Below are 25,081 nucleotides of genomic sequence, written 5' to 3'. Positions count from 1 at the left end.
GAGCGGGACTTGCAGCGTGTCCCGCACCCCCGCCCGTACCCGCCCCAAGCGACAACGCAACGCACTCGCGAGGCTCTGCAAAGCCGTGCCCCGCAGCCGAGCGAAGAACCAAAAGAAAGACCCCGCCAAAGCGGGGTCTTGATGACCTGCACACATCGCCCTCGACAACGCGCCACTGCCGTGCAGTGGCGCGCCCCGCTTACAGCTGCTTGTCCAGGCTGATCTGCACCCCGTGGTCGCGGTCATCGCCGCTGCCCACCAGCCCTCGGTAGTCCACGCGCAGGCCCCACTGCCGCCCGAAGTCGAACAGCACCCCCGCGCCCAGCATCCAGCGATTGCGGTCGAACCCGTCCACCGTCGTCCGGTAGAACGGCAGCCCCACCAGGTCGGCGTACTGCATCGTCGCCGTCCCGTTGCCGCTGAAGTCGTGCTGGTATTCCACCCGCATCTGCGGCGTCCATGCGCCCCAGGCGGCCGTGTTGCGCATCTCCACCCGCAACCCCGCGTTACCCGTGCTCGCATCCACGTCCTGGTCCCCGTAGCGCAGCGCGAACAGATCGCTCCCCTGCTCCACGTAACGATCCAGCGTGCCGCGCGATGCATCCAGGCGCGCGTACGGCGTGAACTGCCACTTCCCGTGCGCCAGGTCCGCCCCGAAGGACAGCGACCCGAACCACTGGCTGCCATCGCGGCGCGCATGCGCAAAGCTCCCGTCGCTGGTCACGTAGCGGCGCAGCTCGTAGTCCAGCAGCTGGTGGCCCACCAACGCATCCACGAACAGACGCTCGCCCGGGCTGAAGCTGGCATACACCGCCAGCGTATAGGCCTGCCCGTCGCTGCGGCTGCCGTTCTCGCCCACGTCGGTGCGGTCGCGCCCGTAGCCCAGGCCCACGCCCACCGCCAGGTCCTCGCCCACCTGCAGATCGCTGCCGACCGTCACCCCGTCGGTGTTGAAGTCACCGCCCGCACTGCCGCGCCCGTTGGTGCGCCCGGTGCGGATCGTGCCGCCCACCCACAGCCCCAGCGCCGCCTGCGTCCCCGCATCGGCGGTGGCCGGCGCTTCCAGGCCCGGCTCCCGGTCGAACGGCTGGCGCCGCTGCGCATCGCAGTCGCTGCCCGGCAGGCTGCCTACCGCCGGATCGCAGCGCTGCGGACCGTAGGCCAGGCTCAGGTTGTTGCTGAAGCCGTTGCTCCGGCTCGCCCCGTGCAGGCGCTGCATGCGCTGCTGGAAGTTCTGGATCTGCGAGGTGGCAAAGCGCCGCGCCGCATCGGACTGCGCCGACAGCAGCCCGCGCACTTCCGGGTCACGGGTCGGGTCCGGCCGCTGCGTCACCTGCACCGTGTAATCGCGGGTACCGGTGAAGCCCAGCGCATCGGTGCTGGTGATGGTGAAGGCAAACCCGCCCGCCGCCGTGGGCGTGCCCGACAGCGCACCGGCACTGGACAGCACCAGGCCAGCCGGCAACGCGCCGGTGGTCACCGCATAGCGATACGGTGCGGTGCCGCCGGCGGTGGACAGCTGCTGCTGGTAGGCGCTGGAGAACTGCGCGGTGGGCAGCGTGGCCGGGGTCAGGCTCAACACCGGCGCGGCCACGCCCAGCGTGTAGGCCTGGCTCACCGTGGCCGGCGTGCCGCTGGTGCTGTCGGTGGCCACCACGCTGAAGGCGAAGCTGCCGGCGGCGGTCGGCGTGCCCGCCAGGCGACCCGTGGCCGCATCCAGGGCCACGCCGGCCGGCAGGGTGCCGGTGCCGATCGCGAACGTGTACGGGGCCACGCCGCCGCCGGCGGTGAAGGCCACCGCATAGGCGCTGCCCGCCGTCGCCGGCTGCAGCGCGCCGGCGGCCGGGGTCAGCGTCAGTGCCGGGGTAGCCACCTGCAACGTATAGCTCTGGGTGGCGGTGGCCGGGGTGCCGGTGGTGCTGTCGGTCACCGCCAGGCTCAGCGCGAAGCTGCCAGCCTGGGTCGGCGTGCCTGAGAGCACGCCACTGGCGGCATCGAAGGCGATGCCCGCCGGCAGGGCGCCACTGAGCACATAGGTGTATGGCGCCACGCCGCCGGCGGTGCTCAGCGCCTGCTGGTAGGCCGTGCCGGCGGTCGCGCCCGGCAGCGTGGCCGGGGTCACCGCCAGCGTCGGGCTGGCCACGGTCAGCGCGAAGCCCTGGCTGGTGGTGAACGGACCGGTGCCGGTGCTGCTGTCGGTCGCCGTGGCCACCAGGTTGAAGCTGCCGGCCTGGGTGGGCGTGCCGCTGACGGTGACGCTGTCGGCGGTGCTGGCGGTGATCGACAGGCCGGCCGGCAGGTTGGTCACCTGGAAGCCGCTGTACGGGGCCGCCCCACCGGACCAGTTGAAGGTCTGGCTGTAGGCCGCGCCGGCCACTGCCGAGAACACCCCGTTGGCGGTCACGCTGATGGTGGGGTTGCCCACCGTCACGGTGACCGTGGCCGGCGCCGAGATACCGCTGGCGTTGCTGGCGGTGTAGGTGAAGCTGTCGGTACCGGCATAGCCGGCCGCCGGCTGGTAACTGATCCCGGTCGGACCGGTGACCGTGGCGGTGCCGTGCTGCGGACCGGCATCGACCGCCAGCGAGGTGGGCGCGCCGCCGGACAACGAAAGCAACAGCGGAATGGCCGGGGCGTTGTAGCTCACCGACGCGCTGCTGTTGCCGGCCACCGGCACGCCGGCGACCACGGTGATCGCCATCGGCGTGCTGTAGCTGAACGGTGCACCCACGCCGGTGCTGCTGTCGGTGACGGTCACGGTGAAATTGGCCGTGCCCGTGGCGGTCGGCGTGCCGGTGAATACCCCGGTGGTGGCCATGCCCAATCCCGCCGGCACGCTGCCGGAGGTGATGCGGTAGGTGTACGGCGCGGTGCCGCCGGTGGCCGGGCCCACGCTGGTGGTGTAGGCCTGGTTGAGGGTGGCGTTGGGCAGCGGCCCGCCCGTCAGGAGCAGCGTGGGCGCACCGACGTTGAGCACATAGGGACGCGAGGCACTGTACGGCCCGGGCGCCGCGCTGGTATCGGTCGCGGTGATGGTGAAGGGGAACACGCCGCTGGCCGTGGGCGTACCACTCAGCACGCCGCCCGCACTCAAGGTCAACCCGGCCGGCAGCGCGCCGGCGGTGATGGCATAGGTGAAGCTGCCGCTGCCGCCACTGGCGAGGATGGTCTGGCTGTAGGGGTAGCCGATCGCCGAGGCCGGCAAGGTCGCCGTGTCCACCGTGACCGGCTGGTCATCGTTGAGGATCGTCACGGTGCCCTGGCCATCGGCGAGGGTGGCATTGGCCGGGGCGCTCAGGTTGACCACGAAGGTCTCGTCAGCTTCCGGCGTGTTGTCGCCGTTGACGCTGATCGCGATGGTCCGGGTCGTCGCACCCGCCGCAAAGGTGAGGGTGCCGCTGGCACTGGCGTAGTCGCCGGGCGCGATGGCGGTGCCATCGGCGGTGGCGTAGTTGACGGTGACAACCTGCCCGCTGGCGGCCGACAGGGTCACCGTCAACGTCGCAAGCGTGACCCCGGCGTTGCCTTCGGTCACCGTGACGTCGTTGATCGACAGGGACGGCGTCACATCGTCGTTGATGATCGTGCCCACGCCCTGGCCATCGACCACCGTGGCGCCGGTCACGTTGCTGACGTTGACGAAGAAGGTTCGATTCGGCTCGTTGAGCGTGTCGCCGTTCACCAGCACGGTGAAGGCGTAACTGCTGCTGCCGGCGGGAATGGTCTGCCCGCTGAGCGCCTGGGCCACGTAATCCACGCCCGCCGTGGCGGTGCCATTGGCGGTGGCGATATCGAAGCTCACCCCGCCCGGCCCGGCCGGTGCGTTGAGCGACACGGTGAAGGTGAACGCGGTGGTGCCGCTGTTGCCTTCGTTGAGGCTGACATCGCTGATGCTGAGCAGCGGCTGGTCGTCATCGATGATGGTGCCGGTGGCCGTGGCCGGCGTGCCCACCGCATACCCGGCGCCCGCCGTCAGGCCCAGCACCACGGTTTCGTTGGCTTCCACCGTGCTGTCGGCGATCGGCGTGACGGTGATCGTGCCGGTGGTGGCACCGGCCGGGATCGACAGCGGCGAGGTCACGGCCGCGAAATCGGTGCCGCTGGTGGCGGTACCGGTGACGTTGAAGCTGATCGACAACGGGGACAGGCTCGGCTGGTCCAGGGTGACGGTGTAGACCAGCGCGGTGCCGCTGTCTTCCACCACCGATGCCGGCGACACCGCGATCGAGGCGGTGGGCACGTCATCGTTGAGGATGGTGCCGGTGGCGCTGGCCGGCGCGCCCACGGTGTAACCGGTGCCGGCGGCGACGGTGATGATGACCGTCTCGTTGGCTTCCACGGTGCTGTCGGCGCTGGGGTTGATCGTCACCGTTGCGGTGGTCGCGCCGGCGGGAATGCTCACCGAGGCGACCGCGCCGGTGTAGTCCACGCCGCTGGTGGCCGTGCCGCCGGTGGTGAGGTTGACCACCGTGGGCGAGGACAGGTTGAGGCTGCGCGTGACCGTGTAGACCAGGTTGGTGGCACCGTCTTCACTGACGCTGGCCGGGGACACGGCGATGCTGACGCTGGGTGCCGGGCTCACCGTAAGGGTGAACGGCTCCAGCTCGAAGTAGCTGCCCGAACCACCACTGCTGTCGGTCACGCGCAGGGTGACCGGATAGTTTCCGGGCGCGGCCGAGGTGGTGCCGCTGATCACCCCGCCAGTGAGCGTCAGTCCGGTTGGAAGCGTGCCGGTTTCCAGCGCGTAGACATACGGCGCAACGCCGCCGCTGGTGGTCAGCGTATGGGTGAACGGCACGCCCTGGATGGCCGTGGCGTTGGCCGGGGTGAGGCTCAGGCTGGGGTTGGCCACGGTGCCGCTGTACGCCTTGTCGGCGGTGGCACTGGTGCTGTCGGTGGCACGCACGGTGAAGGTGTAGGCCCCGCGCTGGGTGGGCGCGCCGCCGATCACGCCGGCGTTGAAGGTGAGTCCCGGCGGGAGCACGCCGCCCACCACCGCAAAGGTATACGGCCCGGTGCCGCCACTGGCGGTGAGCGTCTGCGATACCGGGTTGCCGGCCACCAGCGCGGGCAGCGCCGCCGGGGCGATCACGATCGACGAATTGGCGGGGGTGACGGTGATCGTCACGCGGACGGCACCGCCGTTGCCGCTCGCCTCGCCGTCGGTGAACTCGAATGCATCGCTGCTGGTATTGCTGCCGTCGTGGCCGTAATCGACCAGCCAGCGGCCGCCGGCCTCGCGCAGGTTGGCCGTGCCATGCTGTGGCAGTGCCGGTCCATCCACCGGTCCCAGGCCGAAGAAACCCGGGCCGGCGGCGCAGTCGGTCACATCGATGGTCACCGAGGCGCCCTGGGCCACCGTGTCGCTCTTGGGCCCGCACACCGGCGAGGTGTGCTGCGCCCATGCGGCGGCAGGCCACAGCAACGCAGCGCAGAGAAGAACGAACACGGTCGAGAACACACGCGCGCAACGCGCGTAGCGGGTATGGAACGCCATGACCTTTCCCCCTTGGAAAGAATCCACCTGATGCAGAACAACATCGAGGTGCGCGTCCTTTGCCGGCTGCCCCGGGAGCATGGTGCCCCCGTCGTTCCTTGACGTCGCCAGCGGCAGGCATTCCACGCCTCCCCCCTTTTGCGGCCATTGAAACAGACTCGCCGGGGGGAAGGAAGTCTTTTCGCCGGGGGACTTGTGAACAGCCTGAATGACGTCCAGAGTAAGCCGGCGCCAGTCCGGCGCCCTGCGCTCAGCATCCAAGGGGGATCACGATGAGCGATTTCTTCGTCGGCCAGATCATGATGGCCGGGTTCAACTTTGCACCCAGGTATTTCGCGCAGTGCAACGGGCAGATCCTGCCCGTGCAGCAGAACGCCGCGTTGTTCTCGCTGCTCGGCGTGCAGTTCGGCGGCAACGGCTCGACCACCTTCGCCCTGCCGGACATGCGCGGGCGCACGCCGGTTGCCGCCGGGACATCGGTGGATGGCAGCTGGCAACCGTCGCCTGCGGTGATGGGCCAGGTGTCGGGCACCGAATCGGTCACCCTGTTGACCACCAACCTGCCCGCGCATGGGCACCAGGTGCAGGGCGTCACCACCGCCGGCGACAACCGCAATCCCAGCGGGCGGGCGTTCGCCGGCAGCAGCGCCACCAAGGTCTACGCCGCCCAGGGCGGGCCGCTGGTGGCCCAGTCGCTGCAGTCGGTCAGCCCTGCGGGCAGCACCCAGCCCCACCCCAACATGCAGCCTTACACCACCCTCAACTTCTGCATCGCCCTGACGGGTATCTACCCCTCACGCCAGTGACCGATGCGCCGGCCCGACCGGCGCTGCCGACACACAAGGAGCACGACCAGATGAGTGACGCTTATGTCGGTGAAATCCGCATGTTCGGATTCAGCCGGGTTCCCACCGGATGGCTGGCCTGCGATGGCACCCTGCAGTCGATCGCCGAGTACGAGGTGCTGTACACCCTGCTGGGCACCACCTATGGCGGCGATGGCCAGAGCACGTTCGGCGTGCCCGACCTGCGCGGCCGCGTGCCGCTGCACCAGGGCACCGGTCCGGGGCTGACCAACCGCCCGATGGGCCAGATGGCCGGTACCGAATCGGTAACCCTCACCCCGGCCCAGATGCCGGCCCATACCCACGTACTGTCGGTGACCACCGCCGCGGCCACGTTGGATGCGCCCTCGACCACCGCCCTGCCGGGTTCGCTGAGCGGGGAAAGCCTGTACCTGAATGACATCACCGGTGCAGCCGCGTTGCCGATGGAAGAGACGGCCGTGTCAGTGAGTGGCGGCAACCAGTCACACGGCAACTGCATGCCCACCCTGACGGTGCAGTTCTGCATCTGCTGCGCTGGCATCTACCCTTCCCAAGGCTGACCCCTCTTTCGCAACGCGCGGAGAATCGACATGACCGAACCATTCATCGGACAGATCCAGATGCTGGGGTTTCCATTCGCCCCGGTCGGCTGGGCGTTCTGCAACGGCGCCACGGTGAACATCCAGCAAAGCTCAACGTTGTATGCCCTGCTGGGCACGCAGTACGGTGGCAACGGCACCACCAATTTCCAGCTGCCCAACCTGATGATGCGCGCCGCCGCCAGCCAGGGCACCGGGCCCGGCCTGACCCCGCGCGTGATGGGACAGAACTTCGGCGCCCCGCAGATCGCCTTGTCCGAGAGCCAGATGCCCGCGCATCGGCACACCCTCAACGCGTACAGCCCGACCGATGCCACCCGGCGCACCGGCATGCCGGTCAACGGCGGCGGCCTGGCCTTGTCCGCCTCCAACGCGTTCAAGCCCTTCAGCAACGCCCCGCCCAACACCGGCATGTCACCGGCCATGTTGACACCGGCTGCCGGCGGCAATCAGCCGCATGACAACCAGCAGCCCTACCTGGCGGTGAATTTCTGCATCGCGCTGCAGGGCGTGTTCCCCTCGTTCCAGTGAGGGCCTTCGACGCGCTTGCGCCGTTCCCGGCGCACTGCCGTCCCGCCCTGGTCGAGGGCGCGCCCGCCCTCGACTGGGGCTGGCGCGCGTTGCATGGCGCCGACCTGCCCTGGTTGGCCGCCCTGTATGCCAGTACCCGCGACGAGGAAATGGCCGCCGTGCCCTGGCCGGCGGCAGCCAAGCTGCAGTTCCTGCACCAGCAGTTCGCCGCGCAGCACCAGCATTACCTGGCCACCTACCCCGACGCGGATTACCTGGCCATCGAGCAGGCCGGGCAGGCGGTGGGACGGCTCTACCTGGACCGGCACGGGGCCGATGACCTGATCGTGGATATCAGCCTGCTGCCGCACTGCCGCGGGGCCGGGCTGGGCACGGCGGTGATCGCCCGGGTGCAGCAGTTGGCCGCCGCCCGCCAACGCGGCGTGGCCCTGCACGTGGCCCGCTACAACCCCGCCGCGCAGCGCCTCTATCAGCGCCTGGGCTTCGTGGTCTGCGCCGATGATCCGGCACAGACGCACCTGCCGATGCGCTGGCCGCCGGTCAGCGCGAACGCTTGAGCATGGCTCAGTTGAAGACGGCCTGGTACAGGAAACCGGCGCGCTCCTGCGCGATCGGCACCAGGAAGATGCCCACCTCGCCCACGCGGGCGTGGCGCATCGGGTAGATCTGCTGCGGGAATACGATCGCCGCCGCATTGCGGAACAACAGCGAGAACGGTGCACGCAACGCATCACCGGGGGCCTGCGCCAACGGCCTCGCCTCCACCAGCACGAACTCCATCTGCATGCCATCGAACTCGGCGGCGAACGTCTCGTTCACGCAGCCGGCAAAGTGTTCCAGCGTCAACAACTCCATGTGTCCTTCCGCCCCGTTCGCCGCCGTGTCGCGGCCATCGCCATCCTCGCCGCAACCGCGGTCGCGCACAAGCATCCGGGCGGGCAACCGTGCAGGCGCGTTGCGCGCCTGCACAGCAAGCGGCATCAGGCCGCCAGCGCGGCGTCGATCGCCGCCACCAGGCGCGCGTCGTCGGCCGGCACATCCGGTGCGAAGCGCGCGATCACCTGGCCGTCGCGGCCCACCAGGAACTTCTCGAAGTTCCACAGCACGCCCGGTGCCGGGTTGACCACCAGCTCGGGATACTTGGCGACCGCGCCCTGCAGCTTCTCGCGCATCGGGCCTTCGCCGGTGGCCGCCGGCTGGGCAGCGGTCAGCTGCTGGTACAGCGGATGGATGTCATCGCCGGCCACGCTGATCTTGGCAAACAGCGGGAAGCTGACGTCGTATTCCAGCTGGCAGAACTGCTGGATCTCCGCCTCGTCGCCCGGCTCCTGGGCCAGGAAGTTGTTGGCCGGGAACCCCAGCACTTCCAGGCCGGCATCGTGCTTGGCCGCGTACAACGCCTGCAGGCCTTCGTACTGCGGGGTCAGCCCGCACTTGGAGGCGACATTGACCACCAGCAGCACCTTGCCGCGGTAATCGGCCAGCGAGGACGGCTGGCCTTCGATGGTGGTGACGGGGATCTCGTAGACGGTCTGGCTCACTGCAGTTCCTTGGATGGGGACATGGAAGCCACGGGCGGACCCGCGGCGGAAAAAATCAATCGACGCAGATCGTGCCCTGCGCCACGCCACCGTCGATCCGTTGGCGGCAACCGAAGTTCTGGCGCAGGTCGGTCTGGCACACGCCGCGCGCCGGCACACCGGCGGTCACTTCGCCCTCCGCCAGGCACTGCCCGCTGCAGTCGGCCTTGGCGCTGCACGCCCGGCCGGCATCGGCATAGGGCACCACGCACTGCACGCGCTGCAGGCGGCCCAGCGGCATGAGTTCACCGCCGGCCTGCCGGCAGGCAGCGGCGTCCAGCGGTGCCGGGGTCGCCGTGGTGGTGGCGTCGGCAGGCACGGCCGCACCCGGCGAAGGGGTGCTGGTACAGCCGGCCACGGCCAGCAGCAGGGGCAACAACAGGGTCAGGCGCATGCGGATCATTCCTCGAAGGGTGGACGGGGCACAGCATGCGCGATCACGTGCATGCGCGGCATGTACGCCAGGTGTCAGTCCTGCGCGTTGCCGCGCTCGTCCACGCCGGCGTCCTCGTCTTCGCCCACGCCGTCGCCCAGCAGGTCCTGGCTTTGCTCGGCGGTCAGCGACTCGACCCCGCGCAGGCGGCGTTCGATGGTGCGCGTCTTGCGGCTGGCTTCGCCCAGGCTGCGGCCCACCGTGCTGATCTGCTTCTCGGCCTTTTCCAGGATGCCGGCAAACTTGCCGAACTCGCTCTTGACCGCCCCCAGCAGGCTCCACACCTCGCTCGAACGCTGCTCGATCGCCAGCGTGCGGAAGCCCATCTGCAGGCTGTTGAGCAGGGCGGTGACGGTGGTCGGCCCGGCCACCACCACGCGGTGTTCGCGCTGCAGCAGGTCGACCAGGCCGGGGCGGCGGATCACCTCGGCGTACAGCCCTTCGGTGGGCAGGAACATCACCGCGAAATCGGTGGTGTGCGGCGGGACGATGTACTTGTCGCAGATCGACCTGGCCTGGATGCGGATCGCCCGCTCCAGCTGCGCGCCCTGCACGCGCACGCCCTCGGCATCGCCCTGTTCCTGCGCATCGAGCAGGCGCTCGTAATCCTCGCGCGGGAACTTGGAATCGATCGGCAGCCATACCGGCGTGTCTTCGTGGCCGCGCCCGGGCAGGCGCACGGCGATGTCCACCATTTCCCCGCTGTCCGGGCGCACCTTCACCCCGCGCGCGTACTGCTCCTGGGTGAGGGTCTGTTCGAGGATGTTGTCCAGCTGCACCTCGCCCCAGCTGCCGCGGTTCTTGACGTTGGTCAGCACGCGCTTGAGGTCGCCCACCCCGGTGGCCAGCTGCTGCATCTCGCCCAGCCCGCGCTGCACCTGTTCCAGGCGGTCGGAGACCAGCTGGAACGAGGCCCCCAGCCGCGCTTCCAGCGTGGTCTGCAGTTTTTCATCCACGGTGACGCGCATCTGGTCGAGCTTCTCGGCGTTGTCGCGCTGCAGGCTCTTGAGCTGTTGTTCCAGGGTGGCGCGCATCTCGCCGATGCGCTGCTCGTTGCGCTGGGTCATCTCCTGCAGGCGCAGGCCCAGCGATTCGGCCAGGCGCTGCTGCGACTGCGCGGTTTCCTCGCGGCCCAGGCGGGCATCGTCGGCCAGCGCCTGGCGCAGCGCCGCCATGTGGCTGTCGGTGCGGGTGGTGAGCTCCACCAGCTGCTGGCCGAAGGCCTCGATGCGGGCCTGCTGCTGCTGGCCGAACACATCCAGCTGGGCACGGATGTCGTGCAGGCGCTGGGCCAGCAGTTCGCCGGTGCGTTGCTGGGCCAGGGTGGCTTCCTCGCGGGCCTTGCGGGCGTCTTCGCCCAGCGCGTCGCGCAGCTGGTCCAGGCGCTGGTCGGTGCGGGTGGACAGGTCGGTCAGCGCGCGGGCGAAGGTCTCCAGGCGCGCGTCCTGCTGGCGGCCCAGGCCTTCGAGCTGCTCGCGCAGTTCGCTGCGGCCCACGCGCGCTTCTTCGCGCAGGGTCTGCTCAAGCCCGCCATGCTGGGAACGCCGCAGCAGTACCACCAGCTGCAGCACGAGGACGGCGCAGACCAGGCCGCCGAGGATCAGGAATTCGGTTTGCATGGGGCAAGTGTAGGATGCCCGGGTCTCATTGGCTGCGCCGGAGCGTGCCATGCTGGAAATCCTGGGCAAGTCCACCTCCATCAACGTGCGCAAGGTGCTGTGGCTCTGCGCCGAGCTGCGCCTGGACTACCAGCAGGGCCACGCCGATGGCAGCGCGCCGACCGACCTGGCCGCACTCAACCCCAACGCGCAGGTGCCGGTGCTGCGCGAGGGTCACTTCGTGCTGTGGGAATCCAACAGCATCTGCCGTTACCTGGCCGCGCGCGAACAGCGCCACGACCTGCTGCCGGAAGCGCCGCAGGCGCGTGCGCGCGTGGAGCAGTGGATGGACTGGCAGGCCACCGAGCTGAACACGGCCTGGCGCTACGCCTTCATGGCCGGCGTGCGCCGGCATCCGGACTACACCGATGCCGGCGCGGCCGCGGCCAGCCTGGCCCAGTGGAACCGCCTGATGACCCTGCTGGACCAGCAGTTGGCGCGTACCGGCGCGCACGTGGCCGGCGCCGACTTCACCCTGGCCGACATCGTGCTGGGGCTGTCCACCCAGCGGTGGCGCGCCACTCCCGGCGACAAACCCGTGCTGCCGGCCGTGCAGGCCTGGTTCGAGCGGCTGCGGCCACGGCCGGGGTTTGCCCGGCACGTGGACAACGGGGTGCCCTGAGCCCGCTCAGAGGTGGGTGAACAGCTGCTCGCGGGGCAGCCGCGACTTGGGCAGGCCGGCATTGAAATTGGCGTCGCTGCCATACCCCAGCGCCACCAACACCACGCTGGTCAGGCCACGCGCGCGCAGGCCCAGTTCGGCATCGAGCACGTCCGCGTCGAAGCCCTCCATCGGGGTGGCGTCCACGCCATGCACGCCGGCGGCCAGCAGCAGCGTGCCCAGCGCCAGGTAGGTCTGCTTCTGCATCCAGTGCTGCACATCGCCCAGGGTGTGCCGGTGCAGGTCCACGTAGTGGTGCAGCGCGCCGCGCTGGCCTTCGCGCGCCTCGGGCGTGGGGAAGCGCCCATCGGCGGTTTCCTGCGCGATCACCTGCGCCAGGTGGGTATCGTCCAGGGCGGTGCGGGTGGCGAACACGATCACATGCGAGGCATCGGTGATCTTGGCCGTGTTGTAGGGCTGGTCGGGCTGGGTGGCGCGGGCGATGCGCGCGCGCGCCGCCGCGGTGCCGGCCACCAGGAAATGCCAGGGCTGAGAATTGACCGACGACGGTGCCTGGTGCAGCACCTCGAGCAGGTCCTCCAGCACCGCCGGCGGCAGCGTGCGGGTGGAGTCGTAGGCCTTGGTGGTGTGGCGGCGGCGGGCCACCGGTGCGAGGGTCATGTGGGTCGTGTCCATGGGGGAATGCATCAGAAACCTTCGAGGACCAGCTTGCCGCGGGCGCGGTGGGTCTCGATCAGGGCGTGTGCGCGGCGCAGGTTGGCCGCGTCGATACGGCCGTAGTGCTCGCCCAGCGTGGTGCGCAGCACCCCGGCATCGACCAGCGCGGCCACCCGCTCCAGCAACGCGTGCTGGTGCTGCATGTCCGGGGTGGTGAAGCTGGAGCGGGTGAACATCGACTCCCAATGCAGCGACAGGCTCTTGCGCTTGAGCGCCATCACGTCGAGCTGGCCGGGGTCGTCGATCAGGGCCAGCTGGCCCTGCGGGGCCAGCGCGGCCACCAGCTGGGCGTAATGCTGGTCGGTGTGGGTCAGGCTGGCCACGTGCTCCACCGCCGCGATGCCCAGCCGTTGCAGGCCGTCGGTCAGCGGCTGCGTGTGATCGATCACGTGGTGGGCGCCCAGGCCGTAGACCCAGTCCTGGGTGTCCGGCCGCGAGGCGGTGCCGATCACGGTCAGCGCAGTGAGCTGGCGCGCCAGCTGCACCAGGATCGAGCCGACCCCGCCGGCGGCGCCGACCACCAGCAGGGTCTGGCCCTGGCCGCCCCCTTCGGGGATGCGCAGGCGGTCGAACAACAGCTCCCAGGCGGTGATCGCGGTCAGCGGCAGCGCCGCGGCGGCCGCATCGTCCAGGCTGGCCGGCTTGTGGCCGACGATGCGCTCGTCCACCAGCTGGTACTCGGCGTTGCTGCCCGCACGGTCGATCGACCCGGCGTAGAAGACCGCATCGCCCGGCTGGAACAGCGTCACCGCCTCGCCCACCGCGTCCACGATGCCCACCGCGTCCCAGCCCAGCACGCGCGGTTCGCTCACCGCCACGCCGTTGCGCACCTTGGTGTCCACCGGGTTGACCGAGATCGCGCGCACCGCCACGCGCAGGTCGCGCGGGCCGGGCGTGGGCATCGGCAGGGTGATGTCCTGCAGCGCGCGCGGGTCGCTGATCGGCAGGCCGTGCTGGGTGTAGGCAATGGCTTTCATGGGGAGCAGGTCCGTTCGGGAAGGGACACAGCCTGCGCTTCACCCGCCGCCGCAGAAAGGCGCAAAATCGGTCAGCACTTTCACTGTGGGAATGAAAATGATCCGCGTCGACGATCTGGCCCTGTTCGTCCGCACCGCCGCCCTGGGCAGCTTCTCCAATGCCGCCCGCGAAGCCGACCTGCTGCCCGGCCAGGTGGCGGCCGCGGTGGCCCGGCTGGAGCGCGAGCTGGACCTGCGCCTGTTCGTGCGCTCCACCCGCAGCCTGCGCCTGACCGCCGAAGGCGCGCTGTACCTGCCCTACGCGCGGGAAGTGCTGGCCACCCTCAGCGAGGGCCAGGCCCGGGTGCGCGGGGAAGATGCCGAACTGCGCGGGGTGCTGCAGGTGGCCGCGCCCTCGGACCTGGGCCGCAACGTGCTGCTGCCGTGGTTGAGCGAGTTCCGCGCCGCCCATCCGCGCCTGCAGCTGCGCCTGCAGTTGTCCGACCAGGTCGCCGACGTGTTCCGCGACCCGGTGGACATCGCCTTCCGGTTGGGCCGCTTCGACCAGGCCAGCTATGTGGCCCTGCCGTTGCTGCCCGGCAACCGCCGTGTGCTGGCGGCCGCGCCGGACTACCTGGCCCGGCACGGCGCCCCGGCCCACCTGGACGCGCTCAAGGACCACCACTGCCTGCTCTACCAGTTGGCCGGGCGCGCCTACGACCGCTGGAACTTCGAGGTCGAGGGCCGTCGGGTGGTGGTGCCGGTGCGCGGCAACATGGTCTGCGACGATGCCGACGTGGTGCGCCGCTGGGCGGTGGCCGGCGAAGGCATCGTGTTCAAGTCGTGGCTGGACCTGCGCGAGGACGTGCGCGCCGGGCGCCTGCAGGTGCTGTTGGGCGGCGCCGGCGACAGCCTGCCGTTGAATCTGGTGTGCCCGCACCGCAAGCAGTTCTCACCGGCGGTGCGGCAGCTGCACGCGATGTTCGCCGAGCGCCTGCAGCCGCTGCTGGCCGATCTGCCACGGCTGGACGCCTGACGCTATCGGCAAGGGCGGCCGTGCCGGACAATGGCGCTCCCCCGTCGTCGAGTCGCCGCCATGCCGTGGTTGGGCATCCAGGATCTGTGGACCTTCATCGCCGCCGTGCTCGTGTTCCTGGCACTGCCGGGCCCGGGCACCTTCACCCTGCTCACCGCGACCGGCCGCGGCGGCGTGCGCGGCGGCTATACCGCCCTGTTCGGCCTGCTGCTGGGCGACCAGATCCTGATGTGGCTGGCGGTGGCCGGCGTGGCCGCGCTGCTCAAGGCCAATCCGCTGGTGTTCCACGCGGTGCAGTACCTCGGCGCCGCCTATCTGGTCTGGGTCGGCATCGGCCTGCTGCGCGCCCCGCGCGACAGCGGCGAGCAGGGCGGCATCCGCCTGCACCCGGGCCACTACTTCCGCCAGGCGGTGCTGATCAACCTGCTCAACCCGAAGGCCATCATCTTCTACATGGCCTTCCTGCCACTGTTCATCGACCCGGCGCGCCACCAGGGCGTGGTGACGTTTGCGACCATGGCGGTGATCATCTTCGTCATGGGCCTGGCGTATTGCTCGGTCCTGATCGGGGTCGGCAACCTGCTGCGGCGTAGGATTCTCCAGCATCCTCGCGTAGGGCTTTTGCTGAGACGCACCGCTGGGATCTTCCTGATCGGCTTTGGCGTGCGCCTCGGCGTTTCCGGCTGACGCCCCGCCCCGCGGTGCAGGGCGCACGCACGCGCGGTGCCGCGACGGCGTTGCAGATAGGCCACGCCATCGGCACAAGCCAAATCGATCGGTAACTTGAGATTCCCCCTCGCCCGGGCACGGTGTCCAATCGTGGCCATCGCCCAACGGTCGCCGTGATGGCGTCCGCGCGCCGCCGCGAGGAAACGATGCCGCCCGTGTACTTCGTCCATCACCTGGCCGGGCATGACGAGCGCCTGCTTGGCATGGCCACCGGCCGCATCGACCTGGGCCACCCGGCCGTCGGCCGCATCCTGGCCGGGCTGCAGCCACTGGACCGCATCGACCTGCGCACCTGCCGCTTCGACTGCCAGGCCAGCCTGGCGCTGGCGCTGCGCCGGCGCATCCTGGCCGCCGAGCAGGCCGCGCAGGGCTGGCGGCTGTTCGATGCCGAGGGCGTGCTGCGCTGCAAGCGCTTCCCCGACGATGCGTGCGTGATCTTCCCGCACGGCTTGCCGCGCGAGGCCGCCTGGCTGCGCACGCTGCTCGCCGCCGGCCCGCCCGCCTGAGCGCGCGCCTCAGCCGCCGCGCTGCGCCTGGCGCAGGTGGTCGATGAACACCCGCAGCTTGGGCGCCATCTGCTCGCGCGCCGGGTAGTACAGGTGGAAGCCGGCAAACGGCGCCTGCCAAGCCTGCAACACGCTGCACAGGCGGCCAGCGGCGATGTCCTCGGCCATCACCGCTTCGAAGCCCTGCGCCAGGCCCATCCCGGCACGCGCCGCGGCATGCACCAGCGCGGCATCGTTGAACACCAGCCGCCCGGCCACCGCCACCTCGAAATCGCGCCCGTCCGCGCTGAACTCCCAAGCCATCAGGCGGCCCGTGCTAAGCCGGTGCACGATGCAGTCGTGGTCGACCAGGTCGGCCGGCGTGCGCGGTGCGCCGTGGCGGGCCAGGTAGTCCGGCGTGGCCACCACCACCTGGCGTTCGGCCGGCCCGATCGGCACGGCGATCATGTCCCGCGCCAGGCACTCGCCCAGGCGGATGCCCGCATCGAAGCCGCCGGCCACCAGGTCCACCAGCGCCGGCTCCACGAACAGCTCCACCTCCACCTGCGGGTAGCGCGCCAGGAAACCGGGCAGGTAGGGCAGCACCAGCAGTTCGGCGGCGACGCGCGGCACGTTGATGCGCAGCTTGCCGGCCGGCACTGCCCGCACGCTGTCCAGGTCTTCGAAGGCGGCATCGATCTGCGCCAGGCCGCCACGCACCCGCGCCAGGAAACGCGCGCCGTGCTCGGTCAGGCCCACCCGGCGCGTGGTCCGGTGCAGCAGGCGAACGCCCATGCTGGCTTCCAGCGCGCGCACCGTCTGCGACAACGCCGAGGGCGACACGCCCAACGCATTGGCGGCGCGGGTGAAGCTGGCATGCTCGGCCACCCGGGCAAAGGCGACCACGGCGGACAGCGAAGGTTGCGCGTTCATTATGAAGCCTGCCTTCATGCCGGATGCGGAGAACACCCGTTTATCCACATGGTAGCGCGGCGCATGCTGTGTTTCCCGCGCCGTGGCGCCGTTCCTCCTGGAGATTCCATGCAGACCCGTACCCTTGGCCGCAACGGCCCCACTGTTTCCGCACTCGGCCTGGGCTGCATGGGCATGAGCGCCTTCTACGGCGGTCGCGGCAGCGACGCCGAGGCCACCGCGGTGATCCACCATGCGCTGGCGCGCGGGGTCACCCTGCTCGACACGGCCGACATGTACGGCCCGCACACCAACGAGGTGCTGGTCGGCAAGGCGATCGCCGGCCGCCGCGACCAGGTGTTCCTGGCCACCAAGTTCGGCATCCGGATGGAGCCCACCGACCCGCGCGCGCGCAATGTCGATGGCCGTCCCGAGTACGTGATCGCCGCCTGCGAGGCCAGCCTGCAGCGGCTGGGCGTGGACCACATCGACCTGTACTACCAGCACCGCGTGGACCCCAACGTGCCGATCGAGGACACCGTGGGCGCGATGGCGCGGCTGGTCGAGCAGGGCAAGGTGCGCTTCCTGGGCATGTCCGAAGCCTCGGCGGCCACGCTGCGCCGCGCCCATGCCGTGCATCCGATCACCGCGCTGCAGACCGAGTTCTCGCTGTGGTCGCGCGACCCCCAGGCCAACGGCGTGCTGGCCACCGCACGCGAGCTGGGCATCGGCTTCGTGCCTTACTCCCCGCTGGGCCGTGGCTTCCTCACCGGCGCCATCCGCAGCCCGGACGATTTCGACGCCGACGACTACCGCCGCCAGTCGCCGCGGTTCCAGGGCGACAACTTCGCGCGCAACCTGGCGCTGGTCGATGCGGTGACCGCCATGGCCCAGGCCAAGGGCGTCACCCCGGGCCAACTGGCGCTGGCCTGGGTGCTGGCCCAGGGCCAGGACCTGGTCCCGATCCCCGGCACCAAGCGCATCGCCTACCTGGATGAAAACCTCGACGCGCTGCAGGTGCAGCTGGTGCCGGACGAGCTGGCGCAGCTCGATGCCCTGTTCCCGCCCGATGCCGCCGCCGGGCCGCGCTACGCCGAGGCGGCGATGGCCACGCTGGATCGCTGAGCACCGCGCCTGCTCCGCCCTGGGCCACAATGGCGGGCCCAGGATGGACAGGACACCGCTGCATGATCCCGCTGACCCGACTGGCCCTGCTGCCGCTGCTGCTGGCCGCCAGCGCTGCCCACGCCGAAGAAGTGCGCTGCCTGACCGGCGGCGACGGCGACAACGTGCACCTGGAATGGAAGCTGCCCGAGGGCGGCGCCGACGAGCCACGGGTCAGTTACGTGCGCTACGCCGGCAAGACCCGCTGGCTGCGCCTGACCGAACAGTCCCAGGACAGCACCGAGATGGCCGAAGGGCGGCCATGGCAGTTCGACACCGTGTGGGAGGAGCACGTGCGCGGCCGGATCAACGGCCATTACGCGGTCAGCACCCAGGGCGCGCGCATCTACGGATTCGCGTACACCCACGCGCGCAGCGGCCGGCGCACCGTCTTCCACGAGGACCTGGCCGCCAGCACCGACGCCGGCTGCCGTTGGCGGTGAGCCGTCGATTGTGCCGTTTTCGTCATCCCTGGCCCAGTCAGATGCCGTCGGTGGGCGCTTGCGACGCTTGGCAGTAGTAATGCTGCACCGCGTTGGGTAAAACTCGCGGACTTGTCTTTAACAGTCACTCCGCGAGGCTCCATGTCACTGCTCCGGCGCAAGTCCCTCGACCAGGTCACCGTCCATGAAGCGGGCAGGCAGCTGGTCCCGACCCTGAGCTGGCCGCACCTGATCGCGCTGGGCATCGGCGCCATCGTCGGCACCGGCATCTACACCCTGATCGGGGTGGGCGCCAACCTCGCCGGCCCGGCCGTGCTGATCTCCTTCGCCGTGGCCGGGGCGATCTGCGCCTGCGCCGCGCTCTGCTACGCCGAGCTGTCCACGATGATGCCGGCCGCCGGCAGTGCCTACACCTACAGCTACAGCGCCCTGGGCGAAGTGGTGGCCTGGGTGGTGGGCTGGAGCCTGATCCTGGAGTACTCGCTGGTGGTGAGTACGGTGGCGGTGGGCTGGTCGGGCTACTTCGTCGGCTTCCTGGAATGGGTCCACACCCAGTTCGGCTGGGACGTGACCCTGCCGGCGTCACTGGCGGCCGGCCCGCATGTCCGCGGCGGGGCGGTCAACGTGCCGGCGATCGTGATCACCTGGCTGGTGGCGCTGATGCTCATGCGCGGCACCAAGGAAAGCGCCACCCTCAATGCGGTGCTGGTGGTGTTCAAGCTGATCGCGCTGGGCATCTTCGTGGCCGTGGCCCTGCCCGCCTTCGATGCCGGCAACCTGCAGCCGTTCATGCCCTACGGCTTCGCCAAGTCGATGGGGCCGGACGGCGTGGAGCGCGGGGTGATGGCCGCGGCGGCCATCATCTTCTTCGCCTTCTACGGCTTCGATGCGATCTCCACCGCCGCCGAGGAAACCAAGAACCCCAGCCGCGACCTGTCCATCGGCATCATCGGCTCCATGGTCGGCTGCACCATCGTCTACGTGCTGGTGGCGCTGGCGGCGATCGGGGCAATGAGCTACGCGGTGTTCGGCCACAGCGCCGAGCCGCTGGCGCTGATCATGCGCCAGCTGGGCCACCCTACGGCGGCGATGCTGATCGGCATCATCGCCATCATCGCCCTGCCCACCGTGCTGCTGGCCTTCCTGTACGGGCAGAGCCGCATCTTCTTCGTCATGAGCCGCGATGGCCTGCTGCCGCGCGGCCTGTCCAAGGTCAACGCCCGCACCGGCACGCCGGTGGCCACCACGCTGTTCACCGCCGTGGTGGTGTCGGCCCTGGCCGGCGTGGCGCGGCTGGATGAGATCGCCGCCCTGGCCAATGCCGGCACGCTGGCGGCCTTCACCGCCGTGGGCGTGTGCCTGGTGGTGCTGCGCGTGCGCGAGCCGAACCGCCAGCGCAGCTTCCGCACGCCGCTGGCCTTCGTGGTCGGCCCGCTGGCCGCACTGGGCTGTGTGTACCTGTTCGTCAGCCTGCCCAGCACCACCCAGCTGTATTTCCTGCTGTGGAACGCACTGGGCCTGGGCGCTTTCCTCGCTTACGGCCGCATCGCCAGCCTGCTGGGCCGCGACCACGCCGGCGCGCCGGACGCGCTGCAGCGCGTGGCGCAGGGCGACCAGGGCCTGGCCATGGCGTTCTGGGTCAACGGCGTGGCGTTCTTCGCCGTGCTCAGCCTGCTGCTGTATGCCGCCGGCCTGGCCTTCCCCGGCACGCGCTGGCTGTTGGCCGGCCACGCGCTGGTGCTGGTGCTGGCCCCGGTGGCCCTGGCCGGCATCTGGCGTGCGGCGGCCCGCTCAAGCGGTCAGGCCGCCTGGCCGCTGCTGGCGCGCGCGATCGCCCTCGTCGGCTTTGCCGGCCTGCTCTACGCCACCTACAAGGCCATCCACCCCGGCGCCTGAGTCAGGTGCCCGGGGTTGCAGGTGCAGGCACGCGTGCCGCGTAGTCCTGCGCCTGCTGCATCACCCGCAGCAGGTTGCCGCCCCAGATGTCGGCAATCTGCTGCTCGCTGTAGCCCTTGCGCAGCAGCCACGCGGTGATCTTCGGCAGCGCGCTCACATCCTGCAGGTCGGCCAGCCCGCCACCGCCGTCCCAGTCCAGGCCGATGCCCACGTGTGCGGGGCCGACCACCTGGAGCAGGTGCGCCAGGTGGGCGAAGAAGTCATCCAGCGTGGCCTTGCGCAGCGGGTAGCGCGCATCGAGCGCGTCCCGTCCCTGCTTCAGCGCCACGCCCTGGGCGATGCCCAGGCGGTCGTAATCGCCGCCGAGCCGGTCCATCAGCGCCTGCTCGGCCTGCGTGCGTGCCTCGGTCTTGCCGGTGTCGATCAGGTAGCCGCCATAGGCGTTGGCCTGGATCACGCCGCCGGCCTTGGCCAGCCGGGCCAGGCGCACGTCGTCGAGGTTGCGCGGGTGGTCGAAGATCGCCTTGGCCGCGCTGTGGGACAGCACGAACGGGACCGGCATGCGCTCGATCAGGTCATCGAACACCGCGTCGGAGGCGTGCGACTGGTCGATCACGATGCCCAGCCGCACCGCTTCATCCACCAGCGCCTTGCCCGCCGGGCTGAGGCCCTTCCATTCGGCGCCCTTGGGATCGGTGGCCGAATCGGCGAACTCGTTGTTGGCAAAGTGCACCGTGCTCAGCAGGCGCAGCCCGGCCAGGTGGTAGAAGCCCAGCAGCGAGGGATCCTCCACCAGCGGGCTGGCGTTCTCCATGCTGATGTAGACCACGCGCTTGCCGGCGGCCTTGATCCGCGCCGCATCGGCCGGCGTGCGCGCCAACGCGAAGGTGTCCGGGTGCGCGGCGAGCATCTCGCGGATCTCCATCAGGCGCAGCAGGCCGGCATCGCGATCGTGCTGGTGGGCGGCGTCGCTGCGGTCGCCCTGGTCGGTGTAGATCGCAAAGAAGCCGCCATCCAGCGCGCCCTCGACCATGCGCGGGTAATCCACCTGCGACAGCGCGTTGTGGTCGTGCCGCTGCTGGATGTCAAAGCCGTCGCGATGGAAGTTGGCCGGCGTATCCAGGTGGCTGTCCAGGGTCAGCAGCCGCTGCTGCAGCGCGGTGGCCCGGGCCAGTTCCTGCGCGGAAAACTCGACCGCCCCGGCGGCCAACGGCGTGCACAACGCCAGCGAGACCAGCAACGACAGACTACGCAATGCCATGGACGCCTCCCCTTGAATCGGAAGCGTAGGACGATAACGCCCGGAAGACATGCACCGGTAGTGCCGGCCGCTGGCCGGCTCGCCTTGATCTCTGGTTTCCATGGGGAGCCGGCCAGCGGCCGGCACTACCCTTGATCTCCGGTTTCCACGGGGAGCCGGCCAGCGGCCGGCACTACCCCTTCGGTGCGGTTGTCAGTCCAGCACGCGGCAGAACACCGCCTTGAGGTAACGCGATTCCTGCACGTGGGCCATGAACGGATGGTCCGGACCGGCGCCGGCCACCTTCAGGATCTGGATGGTGCGGCCGGAATAGAACGCCGCGCGGCGCAGCATGTCCAGGAACTGGTCCTCGGCCACCAGGCCGGTGCACGAGAACGTGGCAAACAGGCCGCCGGGCTTGACAACCCCGAGCGCCAGCTTGTTCATGTCCAGGTACTTCTTCAGTGCGGTGATCACCTGGTCACGGTCGCGCGTCATCTTGGCCGGGTCCAGGATCACCACGTCGAACTGCTCGCCACGGTTGGCCGCATCGCGCAGCCACGGGAACACGTCGGACTGGATGAACTTCGGGCGCACGTTGTTGAGGCGCGAATTGCCCTTGGCGATCTGGATGACGTCCTCGTCGATGTCGATGCCGACCACCTCCGAGGCACCGCGCGCGGCCGCATACACGGCAAAGCCACCGGTGTTGCAGCACAGGTCCAGCACGCTCTTGCCGTCCACCTGCTGGCTGAGCCACTGGCGGTTTTCGCGCTGGTCGGCGAAGAAGCCGGTCTTGTGCGCCCCGGCCGGATCGGCGCGGAACTTCACCCCGTACTCGGTGATCACCGACGCCTCGGTGGTGGTGTTGCCGTGGAAGTCGAAGCTCTCCTGCTTCTGCACGTGTTCGTCGGCGAAGCTGTGGAAGCGGCACCCCGGGAACTGCTCGCGCAAGGCCTCATAGACCCACTCGCGGTGGCGGAACATGCCGGCGGCGAAGAACTCCACCACCACCAGGTCGTTGTAGCGGTCCACCACCAGGCCGGACAGGCCGTCACCTTCGCTGTGCACCACGCGCCAGGCGTCGGACACCGCATCGAGCTTGAGCACGTCCCGGCGCAGCTCGACCGCCTGGGCGATCTTGCGCGAGAACCAGCCCGCGTCCACCGGCACGGCCGGGTCGGTTTCCAGGATGCGCACGGCAATGCGCGAATGGCCGTTGTAGAAGCCGCGGCCGATCCACTCCCCGTCCACGCCGACCACGTCGACGATGGCACCGGGCTTGGGGCGGACGGCGGGCTTTTCGACCAGTTTCTGGAAGATCCACGGGTGGCTGGAGCGCCAGGCGTTCTTGAGGCGGACAACGGGAAGGGGGGTGGTATTCATCTGCGTAGTGTATCCGGGAAGCCCACAACCCCCGGTAGTGACGGCCGCTGGCCGTCTCCCCATCGCGCCACCCGTACCCGGTAGTGACGGCCGCTGGCCGTCTCCCCATTGGCCCCACCCGCACCCGGTAGTGACGGCCGCTGGCCGTCTCCCCATTGGCCCCACCCGCAGCCGGTAGTGACGGCCGCTGGCCGTCTCCCCATTGGCCCCACCCGTAGCCGGCAGTGACAGCCGCTGGCCATCAACCCGGCAAGGGCGTCCAGTTGACGCCGGCCCGGCCACCCCGCAGAATCGGCCCCAGAAGGGGAGTAGCTCCCAGACGTTGTCGCCGTCAATTCGAGCCCGCAGGCTCCGGTGCAACGGCAGTCCCACCCATCGGGGCTGCGAGCGAGACCTTCGCCGTATGGCGAAGCTCTGTCCCTGGATCCCCCTGATCCTCCGTTGCAGATCCTCGCCATCCGGCTTGAGGCATTTTCTTTTCCCAACGGACAAACCCATGCAGACGATCGGTAATTTGTGGTTGTGGGGCGGCTTCGGCGCGGTGGTGGTCATCGCGTTGCTGGTCGACCTGGTATTGATGCGACACGGCGGGCCGCACAAGGTGACCTTCAAGGAGGCCCTGTGGTGGTCGATCGGCTGGGTGCTGCTTGCCCTGGCCTTCAACGGCGGCCTCTGGTACTACCTGAACGAGACGGCCGGCCAGGTGGTGGCCAACAAGGTCGGCCTGGAGTTCCTGACCGGCTACCTGGTCGAGAAGGCCCTGGCGGTGGACAACATCTTCGTGTTCCTGATGATCATGGGCTACTTCGCCGTGCCCGAGGAACAGCGGCAGAAGGTGCTGATCATCGGCATCCTGGGTGCGATCGTGCTGCGTACGATCATGATCTTCGCCGGCAGCGTGCTGCTGACCAAGTTCCACTGGCTGCTGTACGTGTTCGGCGCGTTCCTGCTCTTCACCGGCTGGAAGATGTGGTTCTCGGCCGGCTCGGAGCCGGACCTGGAGACCAACCCTGCCCTGCGCTGGATGCGCAGGCACCTGCGCCTGCTGCCGGACTACGCCGGCAATGCCATGAGCGTCATGCGCGATGGCAAGCGCTGGTTCACCCCGTTGTTCGTGGTGCTGATCCTGATCGCGGTCACCGACGTGATCTTCGCCGTGGACAGCATCCCGGCCATCTTCGCCATCACCACCGACCCGTTCATCGTGCTCACCTCCAACGTGTTCGCGGTGCTGGGCCTGCGCGCGATGTTCTTCCTGCTGGCCGGCATGGCCGACCGCTTCCACCTGCTGCCCTACGGCCTGGCCCTGGTGCTGGCCTTCATCGGCATCAAGATGATGCTGATCGACATCTTCAAGATCCCCACCCCGATCTCGCTGGGCGTGGTCGCGGTGATCATCGCCGCCACCGTGGTGCTGAGCCTGAAGAACCCGCCCAAGACCGGCGACGCGTGACCCGGCGTGGCGCGCCCCGGGGGGTTGGCCCCCGCCGCCGCCACCACTCTCTCCCGTCGCGTTGCCCTTGTGTTCAGCCGGGGCGACGCAATCCCTAAGGGTATGAACGCCAACCTGCCCCAGCCCCTGCCCGCCGGCGATGCGCCGGACCCGCCCCGCAGCGACCGTGGTCGCGTGATGCGGGCGTTCAACCTGAGCCTGGCCTTCGTGCTGGTGCTGGTGGCGGTGTTCACCGCCCAGGGCCATTTCGATTGGCGGCCGTGGTCGGTGGCCCCGCTGGACAAGGCCGGGCTGCTGGGCATCCTCGGCGCGCCGCTGCTGCACGGTTCGGTCCAGCACCTGGGCGCCAACGCGGTGGCCCTGCTGATCCTGGGCACCCTGGCCGGCAGCGTGTATCCCAAGGCCACCCTGCGCGCGCTGCCCCTGCTGTGGATCGGCTCCGGGCTGGGTGCCTGGTTGCTGGGCGACCTGGGCAGCCATCACCTGGGCGCCAGCGGCATTACCCACGGCCTGATGTTCCTGGTGTTCGTGCTGGGCCTGCTGCGCCGCGACCGGCCGGCCATCGCCGCCGGCCTGATCGCCTTCCTGTTCTACGGCAGCATGCTCATCACCATCCTCCCGCACGAGCCGGGCGTGTCCTGGCAGTCGCACATGGGCGGCGCATTGGCCGGCATCGTCAGCGCGCTGCTGTTCCGCCTGTCCGACCCGATGGCCCCGCGCAAGCGCTACAGCTGGGAAGAAGAAGAGGACGAGGACGAGCTGCACCTGCAGCGCGATGCCGACCTGGAGCCGCCGTCACCCCAGCGCGTCCCCGTGCTGTGGCAACCGCGCGAGGGCCAGGACTTCGTGGTGCTGCCGTTCCGCCCGCGCGATCCGGGCGACGCCAGCCGGTATCCGGACCCGCCGCGCTAGGCATC

At 69.7% G+C, this 25,081-nt stretch carries 22 protein-coding genes and 1 pseudogene; 13 read left to right on the top strand and 10 right to left on the bottom strand.

Annotated elements, in window-relative coordinates; all coding sequences use genetic code 11:
• Positions 1-199: 199 nt before the first annotated feature.
• Positions 200-5,497: a putative Ig domain-containing protein gene (locus RSA25_RS07530; protein ID WP_332808279.1), complete on the bottom strand. Its 5,298-nt coding sequence runs from the start codon at positions 5,495-5,497 to the stop codon at positions 200-202.
• Between the two features lie 272 nt (positions 5,498-5,769).
• Between RSA25_RS07530 and RSA25_RS07525 the strand changes: the two genes are divergently transcribed.
• From RSA25_RS07525 to RSA25_RS07510, 4 genes are read left to right on the top strand one after another with little or no spacing between them, the layout of a single operon-like run.
• Entirely contained in the window at positions 5,770-6,303 is a 534-nt protein-coding gene (locus RSA25_RS07525; protein WP_332808278.1) for a tail fiber protein, read from the top strand.
• 50 nt (positions 6,304-6,353) lie between these two features.
• A complete protein-coding gene (locus RSA25_RS07520; protein WP_332808277.1) occupies positions 6,354-6,884 on the top strand; it encodes a tail fiber protein in 531 nt (176 codons plus the stop codon).
• Positions 6,885-6,914: 30 nt separating this feature from the next.
• A complete protein-coding gene (locus RSA25_RS07515; protein ID WP_332808276.1) occupies positions 6,915-7,454 on the top strand; it encodes a tail fiber protein in 540 nt (179 codons plus the stop codon).
• Positions 7,451-8,011: an N-acetyltransferase gene (locus RSA25_RS07510; protein WP_332808275.1), complete on the top strand. Its 561-nt coding sequence runs from the start codon at positions 7,451-7,453 to the stop codon at positions 8,009-8,011. The genes RSA25_RS07515 and RSA25_RS07510 overlap by 4 nt, the downstream gene beginning before the upstream one ends.
• 7 nt (positions 8,012-8,018) lie before the next feature.
• Here the strand turns inward: RSA25_RS07510 and RSA25_RS07505 are convergent, their stop codons facing one another.
• From RSA25_RS07505 to rmuC, 4 genes are all read right to left on the bottom strand, one after another.
• A complete protein-coding gene (locus RSA25_RS07505; protein WP_332808274.1) occupies positions 8,019-8,309 on the bottom strand; it encodes a hypothetical protein in 291 nt (96 codons plus the stop codon).
• Positions 8,310-8,434: 125 nt separating this feature from the next.
• On the bottom strand, positions 8,435-8,995 hold the full coding sequence (locus tag RSA25_RS07500) for a glutathione peroxidase (protein ID WP_332808273.1): 561 nt from the start codon (positions 8,993-8,995) through the stop codon (positions 8,435-8,437).
• A 55-nt stretch (positions 8,996-9,050) separates the two neighbouring features.
• Positions 9,051-9,428: a hypothetical protein gene (locus RSA25_RS07495; RefSeq protein ID WP_332808272.1), complete on the bottom strand. Its 378-nt coding sequence runs from the start codon at positions 9,426-9,428 to the stop codon at positions 9,051-9,053.
• 74 nt (positions 9,429-9,502) lie between these two features.
• On the bottom strand, positions 9,503-11,086 hold the full coding sequence (gene rmuC / locus RSA25_RS07490) for a DNA recombination protein RmuC (RefSeq protein ID WP_332808271.1): 1,584 nt from the start codon (positions 11,084-11,086) through the stop codon (positions 9,503-9,505).
• Positions 11,087-11,135: 49 nt separating this feature from the next.
• Between rmuC and RSA25_RS07485 the strand changes: the two genes are divergently transcribed.
• Entirely contained in the window at positions 11,136-11,747 is a 612-nt protein-coding gene (locus tag RSA25_RS07485; protein ID WP_332808270.1) for a glutathione S-transferase N-terminal domain-containing protein, read from the top strand.
• Positions 11,748-11,753: 6 nt separating this feature from the next.
• Here RSA25_RS07485 and nfsB read toward each other — a convergent pair whose 3' ends face one another.
• Both nfsB and RSA25_RS07475 read right to left on the bottom strand, forming a co-directional pair.
• Positions 11,754-12,422 (bottom strand): oxygen-insensitive NAD(P)H nitroreductase, encoded by a 669-nt coding sequence (gene nfsB / locus RSA25_RS07480; RefSeq protein ID WP_332808269.1) that lies wholly within the window; start codon positions 12,420-12,422, stop codon positions 11,754-11,756.
• Between the two features lie 11 nt (positions 12,423-12,433).
• Positions 12,434-13,441: a zinc-binding alcohol dehydrogenase family protein gene (locus tag RSA25_RS07475; protein ID WP_332808268.1), complete on the bottom strand. Its 1,008-nt coding sequence runs from the start codon at positions 13,439-13,441 to the stop codon at positions 12,434-12,436.
• Positions 13,442-13,532: 91 nt separating this feature from the next.
• Here RSA25_RS07475 and RSA25_RS07470 point away from each other — a divergent pair, with 91 nt between their 5' ends.
• The 3 genes from RSA25_RS07470 (at position 13,533) to RSA25_RS07460 (ending at position 15,691) form a co-directional block, all read left to right on the top strand.
• Positions 13,533-14,456: a LysR family transcriptional regulator gene (locus tag RSA25_RS07470; RefSeq protein ID WP_332808267.1), complete on the top strand. Its 924-nt coding sequence runs from the start codon at positions 13,533-13,535 to the stop codon at positions 14,454-14,456.
• A gap of 60 nt (positions 14,457-14,516) precedes the next feature.
• The gene (leuE, locus tag RSA25_RS07465) at positions 14,517-15,143 is read left to right on the top strand and encodes a leucine efflux protein LeuE (RefSeq protein ID WP_332808266.1); all 627 of its coding nucleotides are present in this window, start codon (positions 14,517-14,519) and stop codon (positions 15,141-15,143) included.
• A 188-nt stretch (positions 15,144-15,331) separates the two neighbouring features.
• Positions 15,332-15,691 carry a hypothetical protein gene (locus RSA25_RS07460; protein WP_332808265.1) on the top strand — a complete coding sequence of 120 codons (360 nt, stop codon included), beginning with the start codon at positions 15,332-15,334 and terminating at the stop codon, positions 15,689-15,691.
• Between the two features lie 9 nt (positions 15,692-15,700).
• Here the strand turns inward: RSA25_RS07460 and RSA25_RS07455 are convergent, their stop codons facing one another.
• A complete protein-coding gene (locus RSA25_RS07455) occupies positions 15,701-16,603 on the bottom strand; it encodes a LysR family transcriptional regulator (protein WP_332808264.1) in 903 nt (300 codons plus the stop codon).
• Between the two features lie 108 nt (positions 16,604-16,711).
• On the opposite strand from RSA25_RS07455, the gene RSA25_RS07450 reads away from it, so the two are divergent.
• From RSA25_RS07450 to RSA25_RS07440, 3 genes and pseudogenes are all read left to right on the top strand, one after another.
• A complete protein-coding gene (locus tag RSA25_RS07450) occupies positions 16,712-17,707 on the top strand; it encodes an aldo/keto reductase (RefSeq protein ID WP_332808263.1) in 996 nt (331 codons plus the stop codon).
• Between the two features lie 62 nt (positions 17,708-17,769).
• Positions 17,770-18,189 carry a hypothetical protein gene (locus RSA25_RS07445; protein WP_332808262.1) on the top strand — a complete coding sequence of 140 codons (420 nt, stop codon included), beginning with the start codon at positions 17,770-17,772 and terminating at the stop codon, positions 18,187-18,189.
• A 141-nt stretch (positions 18,190-18,330) separates the two neighbouring features.
• Positions 18,331-19,734: pseudogene (locus tag RSA25_RS07440) on the top strand (amino acid permease); the annotation flags it as partial.
• Positions 19,735-20,086: 352 nt separating this feature from the next.
• Here RSA25_RS07440 and RSA25_RS07435 read toward each other — a convergent pair.
• The gene (locus tag RSA25_RS07435; protein ID WP_332808261.1) at positions 20,087-21,346 is read right to left on the bottom strand and encodes a dipeptidase; all 1,260 of its coding nucleotides are present in this window, start codon (positions 21,344-21,346) and stop codon (positions 20,087-20,089) included.
• Positions 21,347-21,538: 192 nt separating this feature from the next.
• Complete coding sequence (locus RSA25_RS07430; protein ID WP_332808260.1) at positions 21,539-22,711, bottom strand: class I SAM-dependent rRNA methyltransferase; 1,173 nt, start codon at positions 22,709-22,711, stop codon at positions 21,539-21,541.
• Positions 22,712-23,207: 496 nt separating this feature from the next.
• Between RSA25_RS07430 and RSA25_RS07425 the strand changes: the two genes are divergently transcribed.
• Both RSA25_RS07425 and RSA25_RS07420 read left to right on the top strand, forming a co-directional pair.
• Positions 23,208-24,164 (top strand): TerC family protein, encoded by a 957-nt coding sequence (locus RSA25_RS07425; RefSeq protein ID WP_332808259.1) that lies wholly within the window; start codon positions 23,208-23,210, stop codon positions 24,162-24,164.
• A 102-nt stretch (positions 24,165-24,266) separates the two neighbouring features.
• Positions 24,267-25,076, top strand: a complete 810-nt coding sequence (locus RSA25_RS07420) for a rhomboid family intramembrane serine protease (RefSeq protein ID WP_332808258.1) — start codon at positions 24,267-24,269, stop codon at positions 25,074-25,076.
• Positions 25,077-25,081 lie beyond the last annotated feature (5 nt).

This window comes from Stenotrophomonas sp., from assembly GCF_036662295.1.
Classification (GTDB): Bacteria; Pseudomonadota; Gammaproteobacteria; order Xanthomonadales; family Xanthomonadaceae; genus Stenotrophomonas.
Note: the sequence above shows the minus strand (reverse complement) of the source record. Positions and strands in the feature narration are given on the sequence as shown.